Source organism: Paenarthrobacter sp. C1 (genome assembly GCF_049315185.1).
GTDB classification, from domain to species: Bacteria; Actinomycetota; Actinomycetes; order Actinomycetales; family Micrococcaceae; genus Arthrobacter; species Arthrobacter nicotinovorans.
In genome coordinates, this window is record NZ_CP186053.1 from 117,129 (window position 1) to 132,409 (window position 15,281).

Annotated in this window: 16 protein-coding genes; 10 read left to right on the plus strand and 6 right to left on the minus strand. The window is 65.2% G+C overall.

Going from position 1 to position 15,281, the window contains the following annotated elements; genetic code table 11:
* Positions 1–85: 85 nt before the first annotated feature.
* From ACNAOU_RS22930 to pilM, 3 genes are read right to left on the minus strand one after another with little or no spacing between them, the layout of a single operon-like run.
* Complete coding sequence (locus ACNAOU_RS22930; protein ID WP_193593877.1) at positions 86–820, minus strand: hypothetical protein; 735 nt, start codon at positions 818–820, stop codon at positions 86–88.
* Positions 817–1,662, minus strand: a complete 846-nt coding sequence (locus ACNAOU_RS22935) for a hypothetical protein (protein ID WP_193593876.1) — start codon at positions 1,660–1,662, stop codon at positions 817–819. The genes ACNAOU_RS22930 and ACNAOU_RS22935 overlap by 4 nt, the downstream gene beginning before the upstream one ends.
* Positions 1,662–2,717, minus strand: a complete 1,056-nt coding sequence (gene pilM, locus ACNAOU_RS22940) for a pilus assembly protein PilM (RefSeq protein WP_193593875.1) — start codon at positions 2,715–2,717, stop codon at positions 1,662–1,664. The genes ACNAOU_RS22935 and pilM overlap by 1 nt, the downstream gene beginning before the upstream one ends.
* 142 nt (positions 2,718–2,859) lie before the next feature.
* Here pilM and ACNAOU_RS22945 point away from each other — a divergent pair, with 142 nt between their 5' ends.
* Positions 2,860–4,569, plus strand: a complete 1,710-nt coding sequence (locus ACNAOU_RS22945) for a GspE/PulE family protein (RefSeq protein WP_193593874.1) — start codon at positions 2,860–2,862, stop codon at positions 4,567–4,569.
* Between the two features lie 11 nt (positions 4,570–4,580).
* Positions 4,581–5,708, plus strand: coding sequence for a type IV pilus twitching motility protein PilT (locus tag ACNAOU_RS22950; RefSeq protein ID WP_193593873.1), 1,128 nt, complete (start codon positions 4,581–4,583; stop codon positions 5,706–5,708).
* Positions 5,709–5,754: 46 nt separating this feature from the next.
* Here the strand turns inward: ACNAOU_RS22950 and ACNAOU_RS22955 are convergent, their stop codons facing one another.
* Complete coding sequence (locus ACNAOU_RS22955; RefSeq protein WP_193593872.1) at positions 5,755–6,450, minus strand: hypothetical protein; 696 nt, start codon at positions 6,448–6,450, stop codon at positions 5,755–5,757.
* 164 nt (positions 6,451–6,614) lie between these two features.
* Between ACNAOU_RS22955 and ACNAOU_RS22960 the strand changes: the two genes are divergently transcribed.
* Complete coding sequence (locus ACNAOU_RS22960; protein ID WP_193593871.1) at positions 6,615–7,301, plus strand: prepilin peptidase; 687 nt, start codon at positions 6,615–6,617, stop codon at positions 7,299–7,301.
* Between the two features lie 72 nt (positions 7,302–7,373).
* Here the strand turns inward: ACNAOU_RS22960 and ACNAOU_RS22965 are convergent, their stop codons facing one another.
* Both ACNAOU_RS22965 and ACNAOU_RS22970 read right to left on the minus strand, forming a co-directional pair.
* On the minus strand, positions 7,374–7,535 hold the full coding sequence (locus ACNAOU_RS22965) for a hypothetical protein (RefSeq protein WP_193593870.1): 162 nt from the start codon (positions 7,533–7,535) through the stop codon (positions 7,374–7,376).
* Between the two features lie 131 nt (positions 7,536–7,666).
* Positions 7,667–8,077, minus strand: coding sequence for a hypothetical protein (locus ACNAOU_RS22970; RefSeq protein ID WP_193593869.1), 411 nt, complete (start codon positions 8,075–8,077; stop codon positions 7,667–7,669).
* 103 nt (positions 8,078–8,180) lie between these two features.
* Between ACNAOU_RS22970 and ACNAOU_RS22975 the strand changes: the two genes are divergently transcribed.
* The 7 genes from ACNAOU_RS22975 (at position 8,181) to ACNAOU_RS23005 (ending at position 15,247) form a co-directional block, all read left to right on the plus strand.
* Positions 8,181–8,402, plus strand: a complete 222-nt coding sequence (locus tag ACNAOU_RS22975) for a hypothetical protein (protein WP_193593868.1) — start codon at positions 8,181–8,183, stop codon at positions 8,400–8,402.
* A gap of 89 nt (positions 8,403–8,491) precedes the next feature.
* Positions 8,492–9,412 carry a hypothetical protein gene (locus tag ACNAOU_RS22980; protein WP_227471661.1) on the plus strand — a complete coding sequence of 307 codons (921 nt, stop codon included), beginning with the start codon at positions 8,492–8,494 and terminating at the stop codon, positions 9,410–9,412.
* 39 nt (positions 9,413–9,451) lie between these two features.
* Positions 9,452–10,303: a hypothetical protein gene (locus ACNAOU_RS22985; RefSeq protein ID WP_193593867.1), complete on the plus strand. Its 852-nt coding sequence runs from the start codon at positions 9,452–9,454 to the stop codon at positions 10,301–10,303.
* 256 nt (positions 10,304–10,559) lie between these two features.
* Positions 10,560–11,288: a hypothetical protein gene (locus tag ACNAOU_RS22990; protein WP_422758828.1), complete on the plus strand. Its 729-nt coding sequence runs from the start codon at positions 10,560–10,562 to the stop codon at positions 11,286–11,288.
* Between the two features lie 86 nt (positions 11,289–11,374).
* Positions 11,375–12,667, plus strand: a complete 1,293-nt coding sequence (locus ACNAOU_RS22995) for a GspE/PulE family protein (protein ID WP_193593866.1) — start codon at positions 11,375–11,377, stop codon at positions 12,665–12,667.
* Positions 12,660–13,886 carry a type IV pilus twitching motility protein PilT gene (locus tag ACNAOU_RS23000; protein ID WP_193593865.1) on the plus strand — a complete coding sequence of 409 codons (1,227 nt, stop codon included), beginning with the start codon at positions 12,660–12,662 and terminating at the stop codon, positions 13,884–13,886. The genes ACNAOU_RS22995 and ACNAOU_RS23000 overlap by 8 nt, the downstream gene beginning before the upstream one ends.
* Complete coding sequence (locus ACNAOU_RS23005; RefSeq protein WP_193593864.1) at positions 13,883–15,247, plus strand: type II secretion system F family protein; 1,365 nt, start codon at positions 13,883–13,885, stop codon at positions 15,245–15,247. The genes ACNAOU_RS23000 and ACNAOU_RS23005 overlap by 4 nt, the downstream gene beginning before the upstream one ends.
* The last annotated feature ends 34 nt before the right edge of the window (positions 15,248–15,281 follow it).

The window sequence follows — 15,281 nt, forward strand, 5'->3', positions numbered from 1 at the left end:
CTACGTGAGAGATTTGACGGAACGCAAGTTGACGTGTAACCAGTTTTGAAGCCGGGCCCGAACATTATTCGGGACCCGGCTTCGTTTATTTGGCCACGGAGGAGGTTTCCGGCTGGGATCCGTCACTCGAGCCAGCGGCCTGCGGTTCGACCAGCGGGGCCGCCAGGAACGTTTCCCCGTTGAGGGTGACGTGGTAGCTGTTTTCGAGCTTTTCGATCTGCAGCTCGTGCACCAGCAGCGGCCGCTTCAGGTTTTCAACCTTGACGATGAACGCCTGGACCGCTTCGAGGGAGCCTTCCCCGTCAATCTTCAGCGACACGCTGCCCAGCTGGGCGGTCGCGGAATCCACCACGGCCTCGGTCGCCGTCGGCACCGGCGCGGGGCCGGGCAGATCCGTTTCCGCCTGCTTCGCCTGGTTGGCCGCCGGCGTGGCCGGGGTGGCAGGGGCTGCCTTGGTTTCAGCGGCCTTCGGCGCCGGAACGCTCGGGCTCAGCGTCTTCAGAGTGACACCGGTGGAACCTGCGGCGTCGTTGATCGCATCGATCATCTCCTGCTGCCGGGCGGCCGAGGGAAACGACTTGGAGAACTCACTGATCTGCGCCTTGAGCGGGTCAAGGTTCTCGGCGACCCCCTTGAGCTTGTCCACCTTCGCGGTCAGGGCAACATTGTTGGCGTGCGCGGTAGCGGCCTGGGAGACCAGCTTCGTGGACTCCGCCATCTTGGGGACGAAGAACATCATGTAGGCGATCACGATCAGGAAAGCCGATACGACTCCCGCCACGATGTAAGGACCGATGTTTTTGGAGGTGGCGCCGTTCACTTGGATTCTCCCTGCACGGCCACGGCCGGTGTCGTTGTGTCGGTTGCCGAATCGAGGGAGGACATCTCCTCCGGCGACGGCTTGAACTTGTCGCCCTTCCCGGACAGCGCCTGCCCGGTGTGGCCGACGGTGAGCTTGAACTCAACACCGGCGCCCTCGGACGTCGACTCGGTCAGGTACGGCTCCGTGAGCATCGTCTTGTCCTGGTTCAGGGCAGCCACCAGCTGGGACACCGCCGCGACGCTTGGCGCTTTACCGGCTACATCCAGGCAGCCCAGGGACGAGGACGTGGCAAACGGGCTGGACGACATGCACTGAGTTCCCGGTGCGACAGTCTTGACTGAAGTGAAGACGGCTCCAACGGTGTTGGCCCGCTGGATGGCCTGAACGACCTTGGAGTAGGACACGTCATCCCGGAGTACGTCCGAAGCAGCTGCCTTCCGTTCAACGAAGCCGTTCGCGTAGTCCTGGACGTCACGGTGCTGGGCGAGGTAGTCGCTGGCCGCTGTCGTGATCGCAGATTCCTTGTTCACCTCGTTCTGCGCCCCGGCGACCCCGGCGAGGACGACAAGGTAGCCGGCGGCGGTGAGACCCAACATTCCAAGGCCCATGAACAAAGACTGGCGGACCGCTTTCCGGCGCGCCTTCAGCCCCCTTGCCTTGACCGGCAGCAGGACCAGGGACGGTTTGACGGCGGAGGACCATACCGGCGCCGGCGGCGTCTTGACGACCGCAGCCTTCGGAGTCTTGGGTGGTTTCGGTTCGCGCGGGGCCTTGGGCCGGGGTTCCGGCTTTGGCTTCCGTGCTTTGCCCGGCTTCGGTTCGGTGGTGATTGTGGCCATCAGGCTGTTGCTCCCATCGCCAGGCCGACAGCGGCCATGTAGTCAGTGCTGAGGATCGGACCGAGGTGGTGCCGTTCCGGTTCGCCGGCAATGTCGATCGCATAGCGCCCGGTCATGGTCCGCCATCCGGTTGCTTCCTGCAGGGTCGCAGGCAGGTTGTGCACCAGCGAGCCCCCGCCGATCAGGGTCAGCCCGGCCGGTGGGATGGCCAGCTCCGGACGGCTTCGCTGGTAGGTGTCGACCGCACCCTGAATGGTGGAGGTGAGCTTGAACGCATACTGGTCCATGGCCTGCTGGACCCGGTAGTCGCGGTTGAAGGAGACCTTCTCCTTCACGATCCGGTCGTGCGCGTCGTCCTGCAATGCGGCAGCGATGAGCTTGTCCAGGTCGCCACCGGCAGCTCCGCGGTGCAGGGTCAGCGCATACGGCTTGCCGCCTTCATGGATCATCACCGACGTTACGTCGTGGCCGATGTCGACGAGAACATCGAGCATGCCAGGAGCGCGGCTGGCCACCCAACTTGCCCGCAGTGACGCCATCCCGGCCAGGTCGGCGCCGGCTGCGTTGAGTCCGGCTTTTTGCAGGATCTCAAGCTGCGTTTCGACCAGCTTCTGGCCAACGCCGATGAGGAGGGCGTCGATTTTGCGGGCCTCGTTCGCGTCTGTGAACTCGTCAAAGACGACAGCGTCGATGATGACCTCGGCGGGAGCTCCGGTGAGCAGCGACTCGTCGGCGATGATGTCGAAACCGACAGCGGTCTGATAGTTCTTGGGCTCGTGCCACGGGGTGACGGCCCTGTTCACGTAGACGTCCGCCGCCGAGTTGATGCCCATGACGGCATCCTTGGACGTGAACTTGTTGGCTGCCAGGAACTCCTTCAGCTCGGAGGCGACCAGCTCCACGTTCTCGGGCTTGACGCCGCCGGCGCTGATGACGCCGGGATCCAGCGGCATGTACGCCTGCTTGACCACCGTGACGGCACCCTTCTCGATGCTCACTTCGGCGAATTTCAGGCCGGTGGACCCGAAGTCGATGCCAATGACTTTTTCGGTCAACGCAGATCTCCTGCTTCCTTGTCGAAATCGTTCAGGACTCTTCACCCGGGAACATGCGTAGACACAGTCAGGACGGCCATTGCGCCCCGGTCTACGCATGTTTTGCAGTGACACCTCAACCAGTCAGGAACGCCACCCGATCATGAGCACCCTTGCCACCAGCAGGCTTGAAATGCACTTTTTGCAGCAGGAGATCCTGACTGCCGAGGAGTTTGCCGCCGCCGAAAAACAGGCTGTCGCACAAGGCCAGAATGTGCTGGCCTTCCTCAAGGCCCAGGGCAGGATCAGTCACCGGCAGACCTGCGAGGCCTTCGCGTTCCTGAAGGGCTGGACGTACATGCCGCTCGGGGACGACACCATGATCCCTGAGGACATCATTGGCCTGATCGAGTTCCAGCTGGCCCGCCGGCTCAACGTTGTCCCGGTCGCGTTGGATGGCGACGACCTGACCGTGGCCTGCGTCAACCCGTTCGATGTCAATGTCACCAAGCAGCTGCAGTCCAAGACCGGCAAGAACATCACTGCCGTGTACTCCTCCACCAACGAACTCACCCGTGCTGTGGGGCGGTTCTACTCGACGTCCATCGAGGCGCAGCAGATCGGCAAGCTCGCCGCCAAGGACGTCAGCACCGAGGCCGCCAAATCTACCCGGCCACTGCTCGTCGTCGCCGGGGACGAAGGCAACATCGTCAACACACTGGACGCCATCATCGAGGGTGCCCTCGAAGCCGGCGCCTCCGACATCCATCTGGAGCCGGCGTCCACTCACCTGACCGTCCGCTACAGCGTCGACGGAAAGCTCCGCAACGAGCCCGACCAGCCCAAAGAGCTCGCGCCCCGGCTTGCCGGTCTGATCAAAACCCGGGCCCGGCTCAGTTCCAGCGAACTCGTCAACCAGGACGGGGCGATCAGCCACGAATACAACGGCAAGTCCTATGACATCCGCGTTGCGGTCCTGCCTGCGGTGTGGGGCGAATCGATCACGCTGCGCATGGGCGCCTCGGAGGCCTGGACGCTGGACCGGATCGGGTTCTCCGACGACACAGGCGCCCGATGGCGGCGCTCCATCAATCAGCCCAACGGCATCTGCCTGGCCGTGGGCCCAATGGGCTCGGGCAAGACCTCGCTGCACTACGCCTCCCTGGACGCGCTCATGGGCCAAGGACGGAAAATCGTCTCTCTGGAAAACCCCGTCGAAATGAAGCTCCCGTCGGGCATGACGCAGGTCCCCATCAACGAAGGCCAAGGTCTGACCTGGGACGGCGGCATGGAGACCGTGCTCCGGTCCGCTGCTTCGGTGCTGTTCGTGGGTGAAATCAACAAAGACGCCATCGCCCACACCGCAGTGACGGCCGCCAATACCGGGCACATGGTCCTTTCCACTCTGCACACCAACGACGCCCCCGGTGCTGTGCTGCGTCTGCGGGAGATGGGTCTGCGTCCCTCCGTGCTGGCCGACACAATGCGTGCCGTCTGCGCCCAGCGGCTGCCGCGGCGGCTCTGCAAATGCAAAGTGGTCACCCCGCCCAGCCGCGACATGATCCTGGACTTCAAGCTCACCGACGAGGATCTGCGCGCCGTGGATCCGGAAACCGGCGCCTCCATCTGGTACGGGCCCGGCGGCTGCGCGGAATGCGGAGGCACCGGGTACAAAGGCCGCCTCCCCATCCATGAGCTGATGACCTTCCCGCGCCACATCCGGGACCTCATCACCGAAGACGTCCCCAACCGGGTCCTCGCTGACGCCGCGCGGGAGAACGGCATGCTCACCCTCCAGGATGACGGCCTGCTCAAGGTCCGCGCAGGCCTGACCAGTCTCGACGAAGTCCGCAGCCACATCCTGATCGATTAGGAAGGAAAGCCATGACAGCTACCGCCGTCGCCCCCACCCAGCCAACCCCCACCCCAGAGGCGAAGCCCGCGAATGCCGTGGACTACCTGCTGTACCGGACCCTGGACATGAAAGGATCCGACCTCCACCTTGTTGTCGGCAGCACCCCCTGGGCTTCCGTGTACGGGAAAACCGTCCCCCTGCAGGGAATCGCGCGCGAACTCGACGCAGCGTCACTGCGCACGATTCTGCGCCAGATGGTCAGCGAGGAGGAATGGGCACAGTTCTGGGCCAAGAAGCGCCTCGACTTCTCGTACTCCACCGAGCGCGCCAACTTTCGTGGCCACTTCGCCGTCGCCGGCGGGGAGCCGATGGCGGTCTTCCGGACCATTCCTTCGGTTGTCCCCGACTTCGACAGCCTCGGCCTGCCCGAAATCATCCGGTCCTTCATCGACGCCGAAGCCGGGCTCTACCTGTTCATCGGTGTGACCGGGTCCGGAAAGTCCAGTTCGCTTGCAGCCCTGATCAAACTGGCCAAGGAGAAGTACGCCAAGAAGATCACCACGATCGAAGCCCCCATCGAATTCCGTCACTCGAACGGCAGGTCCCTGGTCGTCCAGCGCGAGGTCGGCAGGGACGTGGACTCCTTCGCCCTCGGCGTCGAAGACGCGCTGCGTGAAAACCCGGACATCATCCTGGTCGGCGAAATGCGTGACCCGGAGACCATGACGGCGGCGCTGTCCGCAACAAGCTCCGGACACCTGGTCTTCTCCACCCTGCACGCCGGCTCCACCGCTGACGCCCCGGCCCGCATCCTGGAGGCCATGCCGCCTGACCGGATCGCTGACACCCGTGCGCAGCTGGCCCGGTCGCTGAAAGGCGTCGTCTACCAGAAGCTGCTCCCCCGCAAAGGCGGCGAGGGCCGCGTCGTCGCCACCGAGGTGCTGATGATGAACACTGCCATCTCGAACATGATCAAGAACAACAACACCGAAGGCATCGCCGGGCAGTTGCTGGCCAAGGACTCCGGCTCCATCCCTTTCGAGGTCTCCCTGGTGAACCTGGTCCTGGACGGCATCATCAACGAGAGCACCGCGATTGATGCCGAGCTGACGGACGGTTCGTACTTCCGCCAGAAGGCCGCCGGCCGCCGCAGCTGACAGGAAAGCCCCGTCCCTTTCACCGGGACGGGGCTTCCACCAGGTCCTAGGACAGGAAGGAGATCGATTCCCAGTGGATGGGCTTATCAGTGAGGTTGGCCTCGTCGTAAGCCTGCCGTGCCTGCCGCCGGGCCACAGCGATGTCCTGCCCCGGGACGTGGCGAGCGATGGCGTCTTCGGCGAGGAGCATGCCGGTCCGCAGGGCCGCCAGCCCGGTGTCGCCGACGGCTGCGGCTTCAGCCCCGTAGTGCGCGGCCAGGGTCGCCTTGTCGGCGGCCGCGGCGCTGCGGGCCGCCGCCTGCTGCTCCCCCGCGGTGTACAGCCGGTCAGCCAGGGCCGCGAGCCGTTCCGCCCGCGAGGCTTCGGCGGCGGTGAAGGCCTCAAGATCCCGGCCGGCAAGCCAGGATTGGGCGAAGACTCCCGCCCCGGCCGGATCCAGGGCCGCGTCGGCCAGGTTGATGGCTGGCAGCGCCGCACCTACGGCGCCGGAGATGCCCCAGCTGTCCAGGCCTTTGAGGAGCTGGCCCCGGAATGCCGCAGCGACAGCCGGCAGGCTGTTTTCGGGAAGGTCCAAGGACCGGAGGGGGCTGATGTCCAGCAAAGCCCTCGGGGTCTTCTCCATTTCGGCGGTGATGACCAGCGCGTCAGCGGCAAGCTGGGCGTTCAGGGCATCCCACCCGAGGCCGTCGGCAGCCTTTTGGCAGGCAATTCTGTACAGGGTCTCCGCGGTGGCATTGCCCATAGTTGCTGCAGCTCATTTCCTGCCGGATTGTGCTCCGGCGATCATCCGGCCGGCCCAGACACCGACCCATTTAGTGTAACAGTTGAGAGATTTACCACCAACGCAACGTTGCCACCCAATGCCGTTCCGGAGCCCTCCGGCACGACCCGTTCCGAGGAGCTCCATTGACCGCTCAGACCACACCCGCCGGCACCCCAATTCCCGAGGCCGCGGGGGCCGGAAGTGCTGACGTCGAGATCATCGCCGACGTCGACGAACCCTGGCTGCCCTCGATCATGACCGTCGAAACAGGACTGCCCACCGCAGCCATTGCCCTCGGTACCGGCGCCCTGGGGATCTGGGTCAATTCAGGCCGGGGTCCGCTGGTGGCCGGGATGATCGGCCTCCTTTCGGTTGCCCTCATCTTCCTGGCGGTCATCGACTGGAAAACCCACCGGCTGCCCAACAGCATCGTGCTGCCCATGTACCCCGTCTTTGGCGCGGCGATCGCCGCAGGAGTCGCCACGGGGGCTATCAGCGGCACGGCAGCACTGACAGCAGCCATCTCGATGGCCGCCGCGTACGTCATTCTGTGGCTGGTCGCCTTCTTTACTGGCGGACTGGGCTGGGGCGACGTCAAACTGGGCGGCGTGCTGGCCCTGGTCTGTGGGCTGGAATCAGGCTACGCGGCCGCGTTGGGCGCCCTGATCCTCCCGATGATCCTGGGCGGCCTGGTCGCCCTGCCCCTGCTGTTCGCGGGATGGCGCAAACACGAGTTCGCCTTTGGTCCGTACATGGTGATCGGCGCCCTGCTGATCCTGTTGCTGCCGGACGTACTCGTCCCCATCAGCCGCGGCTCCCTGTTCCACTGACCTGTTCCGGGAATCTGAAAAGGCCCCGCCAGGAATATCGTCCCGGCGGGGCCTTTTCAGGTGAAGAGGGGGCTAGCCCTTGTGGACAGGCGTGACACCGGTCTGCACGGGAGCGAAATCAACGACACCGGTCAGGGACAGTGCCGCGAAAACGATCACGACGCCCAGGATGACGCCGAGGACGATGCGGCTCTTGGTGGATGTGTTGGCCCATTCACTGCGAAGGCGATCCATGGTTTCTCCATTTGTTCGGAGGTCCGGCGGTTTACCGGGCCTGATATTCGGTGTGCAAAGCGGGAACTGCAGTCGGCAGGAACCGATCCGGTACATGCCTCTAACCGGAAACATGCGTAGACATCCGCGGGTCAGGTGCCGCCGTTCGGCTGCAGCATTTCCCCGTCGCAGACCACGGTCCGTGGAAGGGTCACCGTGCACTCGACGCTTTTGCCGTTCACGATGGCGGCAAACGGCACGCCGTCCTTGATGCCCTGCTCAGCGATCGCCGACTGGACGCCGTATTCCTTGGACAGAGTCACCCAGACGGCCATGCTGTAGTTCCGGTCATGGGTGGCGAGGATGTTCACCAGCAGCGCCGATGTAACGATCCCCAGCAGCGCCGCCGCGGTGGCGGTCACCAGGGTCCGGCGCCACGCCTTTGTCCCCCGGTCGGCACGGGCGGTTCCCCGACCGGCCAGGAAGGCGGCATAGAAAAAGACACCAGCCGCGGCCACCAGGATGGCCACGATCGGAAAGACCGGGACGGGTGCCGGGATCATGCCGGTCCCCCGAAGAATTCCTGCTTCATGTCTGGCTCTATGCGGCCCGGACGCCGGCGGCCGGTTTCAGTCCCTCCGGAGTCTCTCACGTAGCGTTGATCCCATGGCATCCACCACTTCAGAAGGCACCCCCGCCCACGACCCTGTCTTCGAGCAGGCTCTGCTGTCCGTCGAGCTGGAGCTGATGCGTACCCCCTCCCTGGCCAAGCTGAACGGTGCCCGCCGACGCGAGATTTCCCGCGGCATCCTTGCCTCGCTGAGCGCCCTCGGTGTCCTCACCGGCATCAGCGCCCTGGAGAACCAGCCGCAGCTGCGCGCCGCCTGAGTGCACTGCCCGGCCACCTCGGCTTGGCGCTAAAAACCCCGTGGCATACAGTAAGTGGGTACTTTCAGCAGATACGGGCAGGGGCCATCGTGGCAAAACCGAAGGACCACATCCCGATGCCGGCGGCGCAGGCGAAGGCCCTGAAGGCCGCCTACACCGCATTCCGACAGGCCCTGGACCCGCAGGACCCGTGGGCCAACGGCCGCCTGGCCACGGTCGTCCGCGCCGCCGACGCCAGCGGCTGGTCACGTCGCACCACCGCAGCCGCCCTGGGGTTGTCCCGGGCCCGCGCGGACAAAATTGGTGCTTTTCCGGCCGCCGCCTCATACCGGATGCCCAAGTTTGAGCTGGGCGCCGTCTTCCCCGCATCCGCGGTCACCGCCTTCCGCAGGTTCGAGGACGAGGTGAGCATGCGCCGGATCCGCACCGAGCGGGCCCTCATTGCCACCATCCGGTCCGCCCACCACGTCGCCGGCTGGCCGTACACGGCACTGGCACCCCTGGTTGGCGCCAGTGCAGAACGCCTCCGCCAGATCGCAGAGATCGACCTGGATGTCAGCTCCGAGCCCGCCATCGCGTTTGCACCGTTCACCCGCGTGCTCAAGGAACGCAAGGAGCAGACGCCCCGGGCGACCCGGCCACTGACCGACGGTGAAGCGGAGCGGCTGGCCCGGCTCGCGGCGAAGGCCCGGAAAGCCACCAAGCATGTCGGCAAACGGCTGGGGCCCCACCCTGAACCGGAGCAGCTCAGGGAGCTGGAGTCCTCCCTGGAGGACCGGCTCGCCTCCGAGGAGCTCAGCGCACTGCTCATCAGCCTCAAAGAAGACAACGTCTCGTGGCTGGACCTGGATTCGGCCTGCGGCTACCGGCCTGGAAGCGCCCGCGCCCGGGCACTGCGTCACGGGTACGCCCGGACTCCCCCAAGCATGGCCCCGTACACGCCGACACCGGTGCCGGGCTGGCCCGCACTGATCCCTGTCTCTCAGTTGACAGATTCCGCCAGCGTGTAACGTGTCCTTCACCATGCCGTCCAGTGAAAGGTGTCAGCCATGGTTACCCCGCACACGGCGGCCGATCCCTGGGCGCAGCTGGCGGAACTACGGATCAAGGCCCACAACAGCGACGCCGACAGGGTCCTCTTCGCTACAGCCCTGCGCGACTTCCATAAGGCCGGCTGGACCTACCGCCAGTTAGGGAAGGCCAACGACGTCTCCCATGAGTACATCCGGCTAGCGATCCTGGACCTTCCCGACGACGCGCCGTCGTCCGCCGGTATCGAGGTCCCGGTCCGGCCGAAGCGCCTGGACGTCATTCCGTTGCGCGACCTGGACCCGGAGGTCACGAAGACACTGAAGAGCCGGCTCACGGAAGCCGTGGAAGCTGACTCTTCCGAGAAAACCCCGTCGGGGGTCAAGCCGGCGGTCGCCGACTACTTTGCGGCGCTGCACCGGGCCCACAGTGCCGGGTGGGACCCCTACTCTGTCGCCCACGCCCTCGGGTCGCACCCGAAGGCGATCTTCAAGTTCATCGCCCAGCAGGACCGGTACGGGGAAGGGCGTGCGCCCGACCTGCCTGGCGCCCCGCACCGGGAGGAGCCGACGCTCTGGAGGGCGAGCCGGCCGTCCCTTCCCCTGGTCCAGGTGCCGGAAGCGGATGCCCTCGAACTGCAGCGCCTCGAGAAGCATGCCTTTGTCGACCCGGTCGGCCACGCTGCCGAGACCAGCCGCTACCTGGCGCTGCTGGGTGCCTGGTATCTGCTGGGCGCCAACCGCGACGAGCTTCAGCGCGCCACCGGCCAAAACTGGGAGACAGTCCGCAAACGCCTCGTACGGGGCGGCTTCATGGCTGGCCAACCCCGGACGCCGCACTCCAAGGCCCCTCAGCCGAACACCGCAGAATAGACCGCCGGAATCCCGGTCGGAGCCGCACTGGCACCGGCCGGGATTTTTTGTGCCCAGAAGAGCGTGCCCCCTTGCCGGTGGGCGAAAGGCCCGTCAGCCCACGCGGTGCATAGGGACAGTTGTAAACCACCCATCAGGTATCGCCTTCGGGCAGGAGCTTCCGCAATTAGAAGGCCCCGGCCGCGCAACTTTCCTGCCACCTGACACCTCATGTCCGGGAATCTACGCATGTTCCTTGATGGGCCGGGGGGTGGCCGTGAAAGTTCGCCACATCGAAGGGAATGCATTGCCTGTCCTGACAACACCGGACGCACGGACGTCCGTCGCCGGCGGCGAATCCCCGGAGTTGCTGACGGTCCTGACATCCATGCCGATGTCCGACCCCGAGTACGGCGCCTGGTGGGACTCCGAAGACGGCCGTTGGCTGTACGCCGAGATCAGCGACCGGATCGGGGGGCCGCTGGCTGCGTCGCTTCGCAATAAGTACGGCGTCACCTACGAAGTAGCCGATGTCGCCAACACTGCGTTCACCGTCCTCCGCCAGGACTTCGTCCACGCCTACATCCTTCGCGCCGAAGATCCCTGGGCCTACCTGTCCCAGATGCTCAAGCGGGAAATGCTCTCCGCCGCCGGCGCCCACTTCCGTGTTGAACTCACCGACGACGCACTGTTCGCCTCCGACGTCCCGACACCCAGCCAGCCGCTCGTCACGGTCCAGGAAGCCGCCAGTCTCACCTACGACGCGCTGGCCCCTCTGATGCCGGCAGATCTTCGGGACAGCCTCAAGCATGCGATCCGGTACTTCGCCGAGCCTGGTGGCGTGAGGATGAGCCACCTCTACACCCACGCCACCACCGACGGTGAACTGACCAGCCTCGGCCTGGTCCGCGAAGAGATCCTTGCCATCGCCAATGCCGTCCTGGGCAGCCGGTCCGCCGGTGGTCAGAACTCCCATTGCAGCGTTCCTGCACGACCCGGCCTTTGACCCCCGCACATCCATCCTGCACCGCCGGGCGCTGACCAAGTTCCAGTCCCGCATCGCAGGTGCCGCAACCAAACAGGAGGCACTCGTTGGCTAGACGAGCCCTTGAAGCCCGCCGCACCTCGGAGTTTCCACGGCACCGGGCCGACTCCAAATTCGCCGACCGTTCCCTGCCGGTCGTGGCCTTGGCAGCCGGCGAACTGGACGCCGCCGGCACGGCACCCCAAGCCTCCGGTCCTACCCTCCAAGCCACCCCGGCCGCAGAGATCTCCCGCGAAGACCTCCCAGAGGACTACTTCCAGGAAGAACCCGACACCTCCACATGGCTTGAGGAGACCATCCAGCACTGCATGCAGATGGGCGCCTCCGACCTTCTGCTCAACTTCGACAACGCCAGCCTGATTCTGGAGGCCTCGGCCCGTGTGGACGGCCGGATGCGGCCCGTGCGCCAGGTGAAAGGCATCGACGGGCGCGTCATCATCGGCAAGTTCAAGGCCGAAGCGAAACTCGCCACGAGCGGCCGGTTCGCGCCCGAGGAGACCGTCTACATGGTCAAGGTCAACGATGAGCGCCGCAAGGCCCGCGTCGCTGCCTTCCGCACAGCCGACGGCGGTGACGCCATCGTGCTGCGCCTGCCCCCGTCCGGTGCGCTGCGCCGGCTCGAAGACCTGTCCTTCTCGCCGCTGAATCTGCAGCTGTTCTATGACCTGCTTGGCGCCGCAAACCGGATGATCATCATCGCCGGGCCCATGGGCTCAGGCAAGACCACCACTGCCCAAGGTGCCCTCATGCATGTCGCCATCCCGACCCGGACAGTCTGGACCGTTGAGGATCCGGTGGAACGCTCCCTGCCCGGCCTCATCCAGCTTGAAGTCGACGAGGACAACGGCGCCGGCTTCGACGCCCTGCTCCCGGCGCTGGTCCGATCTGACTACGACACGCTGTTCCTGGGCGAGATCCGTGACCAGGCCACCGCCGCGGCCGGCGTCCGACAAGCCAAGGCCGGCCGCCAGGTCATTACGACCATCCACGCCAACAACAACGTCACCGCCCTGCTGCGCCTCATTGACCTGGCCGTCGACTCGCCTCTGTCCGTCATGGACTCCGTCAAGGGCGTCGTCTCGCAGCGCCTGATCGGCAAGCTCAACCCGGATTGGGACGGCAGGAACCCCCTGACCAAGTACCGGGGCCGCGTCCCCATCCACGAAGTCCTGACCATCACGGACGAACTGACCGAGGCGATCATGACCAACCAGCCGCTCAGCCAGCTGCGGGCGCTGGCCGAAGACAACTCCATGAGCACCTTCGCGGCCGACGTCGAACGCCTGGTCAACGCAGGAATCACGGACGAAGAAGAAGCAAGGAGGGTCATTGGTGAATGATCTTATGACCCGGCGCGGACAGCGCGCCCTCGATTCCGCCGCGCCAGTGTTCGTGCCTCCGCCTGCAGCGGTCGAGGTGCCCTCCTCCGGACCTTTGCTGGTCAGCTCTTCGGTGTCGATCGCCCGCCTGCACGCCCTGATCGACAGCTGCGGAGACGAGCGCGTCTCCGACATGCACATCCACCCGAACAAGCCGGTCCGCCGCCTGCGCAGCGGCAAGCTCGTCAAGGACGAGGGTCCCGAGGGAGTCTTCACCGACGAGGACATCGCCGCCTGGCTGGTGGATGCAACCGAAGGCCGCCCCAACCCGCTGGAACCCCGCGGGCACACCTCCGTGGCGATGGCAACCGGCAGGTACCGGGTCCGCGGCACCTTCCGTAAGTCGCTGGCCGGCACCACCGTCACCTTCCGCCTGATTCCCACCGTCATCCCGGACGCCAACGACGTCGGGGTGCCCCAGATCATCCAGGAGCTGGTCCACCGGGACTCGGGCCTGATCATCATGGAAGGCCCGACCGGTTCCGGGAAGACCACCGCCATCGCCGGGCTCATCAAGAAGGTCAACACCGAATACGACAAGCACATCTACATGGTCGAGGACCCGACCGAATTCGTGCATGAGGAGATCGGGGCGACCTCCATCGTCCAGCGCCAGATCGGCTCGCACGCCTCCGACTACCCGACGGCGATCGAGGACGCCCTCCGGTCCAAGCCGAACGTCATCGTGATCGGCGAGCTGCTGAACGCGGCGACCGCGAAGGCCGCCCTGCACGCAGCCACCACCGGGCACCTCGTCATCACCACAGCCCACGCCGGATCCATCACCGAGGCCCTGGACTCCTTCATCGGCCAGTTCACCGCGGACGAGCAGCCCCAGGTCCGGTCCAGGCTGTCCCAGTCACTGCTGGCCATCATGGTCCAGAAGCTGGTCCCCGCAGTGGACGGCCGGCTGCAGGCCGCCCGGGAGGTCCTGGTCAACAACCTGAACTTCACCGAGCTGATCCGCGACGAAAAGGCCCACATGATCCGCGGCCAGATCGACGGGGACAAGGTCGCCGGCAAGCAACGCAGCTTCACCCTCGAAAGCAGCCTGCTCACCCTCGTGGCAGAAGGAAAAATCACCTGCGACGTCGCCATGGCAGCGGCCAAGGCACCTCAGGAGCTCGAAAAAGACCTGAAGCGCGCAGGACTCTACAAGGAACTGGGGCTGGCAGCATGAGCATAAACCTCGACGAGCAGGCACCGGTCCCGGCCGACACGTCCTTCGAAAGCTTCACCGAGGCATCCGCTGACGCCGCCCCGGCGCGCCGAGGCTGGGGCTTCAGGAAAGCAGGCCCGGCAGAACCGAAGGCGCCCAAGGAGCCGAAACAGGCCAAGGCCAGGAAGGAGAAGCCGGCAAAAGACTCCAAGGAAGCCAAGGCGGCGAAGAAGAAGGCCGGTAAGAAGGCCAAGAAGGGCGACCTGGGCTTCGACGAGAACGGCGTACCGCTCAAGAAGCCCGCCACTTTTGTCTGGTACAAGGGCAAGAAATCCAAGCCGGCGACAATTGCCCGGTCCCTGCGTGCCCTGACCATGGTGCTGCGCGTTGGCGAATCCGAGGCGCGCGCCCTGGAGATCGTCGGCGAGCAGTACCACAAGTTCGAGATCGGCCGGGCGTACGAGAACGCTGCCAAGACCATGCGCGAAGATGGCGCCGGGTTCAAGCAGGCGCTCATGGCCGAGGAAGTGCTGCCCCGCACCGTCCGCGAACTCATCGAGGCATCCCACACCTCGACGGCGCTGCAGAAAAACCTCCAGGTCGCTGCCACCCTGGTCGGAGAGTCGCAGAACGTGAAGAAGAAGCTGCTGATGAACCTCATCCAGCCAGGCTTCATGCTGGCGATGTGCATCGGTCTGCTTTTCGTGGCGGTGACCCTGATCATCCCAGGTTTCGTGGCCACCTTCGCTTCCCTGGGCGCTGAGACCCCGCCGATGACCCTGGTCATCCTGCAGGTCGCGGAGATCACCAAGTGGGTCCTTGGCAGCCTCATTGCCCTCGTCCTGATGTTCATGGGCTACTGGGTCACGCTCGGTCGCAGGTCCGAGAAGTTCAAGATCATGATGGACACCATCTCCATCCGCGTCTTCGCGATCGGACCCATCGTCCAGCTGGCCGCCACCAGCCGGCTCTTCCAGCTGCTGTCCGCGAACCTGGACACCGGCATCGGCGAGCCCGAGTCGCTCAAAAGTGCGGCCAACGGCTGCGGCAACGAGGCCCTGAAACACCACTGCATCACCCACTCCGACAAGATGCTCAGCGACGGGGTTCCACTGAAGGATTTCATCAAGACCAAACTCGTCCCCAGCGACGCCCGGAACCTGCTCAGTTCGGCGCCGTCGATCCGGCAGGAAATCGAGATCATGAACGAGCTCGCCCCGGAATACCGGAACGAAGCCAACGTGCAGCTCGAGACCCTGTCCAAGACCCTGGATCCGATCATCAACTACATGGTCTACGGCGTCGCCGGCCTGCTCATCATCGCCATCGTCCTGCCCATGTACGCCATCTACCCGGCCCTGATGAAGATGGGAGGCGGCTAAAGAGTCCCGCCAGCCGTCCACCCGCATAGACCTC

Excerpts from the sequence above, each read along its gene's own strand:
- ACNAOU_RS22935 (WP_193593876.1), bottom strand. The coding sequence starts at position 1,662 with ATGGCCACAATCACCACCGAACCGAAGCCGGGCAAAGCACGGAAGCCA.
- ACNAOU_RS22945 (WP_193593874.1), top strand. The coding sequence starts at position 2,860 with ATGAGCACCCTTGCCACCAGCAGGCTTGAAATGCACTTTTTGCAGCAG.
- ACNAOU_RS22950 (WP_193593873.1), top strand. The coding sequence starts at position 4,581 with ATGACAGCTACCGCCGTCGCCCCCACCCAGCCAACCCCCACCCCAGAG.
- ACNAOU_RS22955 (WP_193593872.1), bottom strand. The coding sequence starts at position 6,450 with ATGGGCAATGCCACCGCGGAGACCCTGTACAGAATTGCCTGCCAAAAG.
- ACNAOU_RS22965 (WP_193593870.1), bottom strand. The coding sequence starts at position 7,535 with ATGGATCGCCTTCGCAGTGAATGGGCCAACACATCCACCAAGAGCCGC.
- ACNAOU_RS22970 (WP_193593869.1), bottom strand. The coding sequence starts at position 8,077 with ATGATCCCGGCACCCGTCCCGGTCTTTCCGATCGTGGCCATCCTGGTG.
- ACNAOU_RS22975 (WP_193593868.1), top strand. The coding sequence starts at position 8,181 with ATGGCATCCACCACTTCAGAAGGCACCCCCGCCCACGACCCTGTCTTC.
- ACNAOU_RS22985 (WP_193593867.1), top strand. The coding sequence starts at position 9,452 with ATGGTTACCCCGCACACGGCGGCCGATCCCTGGGCGCAGCTGGCGGAA.
- ACNAOU_RS23005 (WP_193593864.1), top strand. The coding sequence starts at position 13,883 with ATGAGCATAAACCTCGACGAGCAGGCACCGGTCCCGGCCGACACGTCC.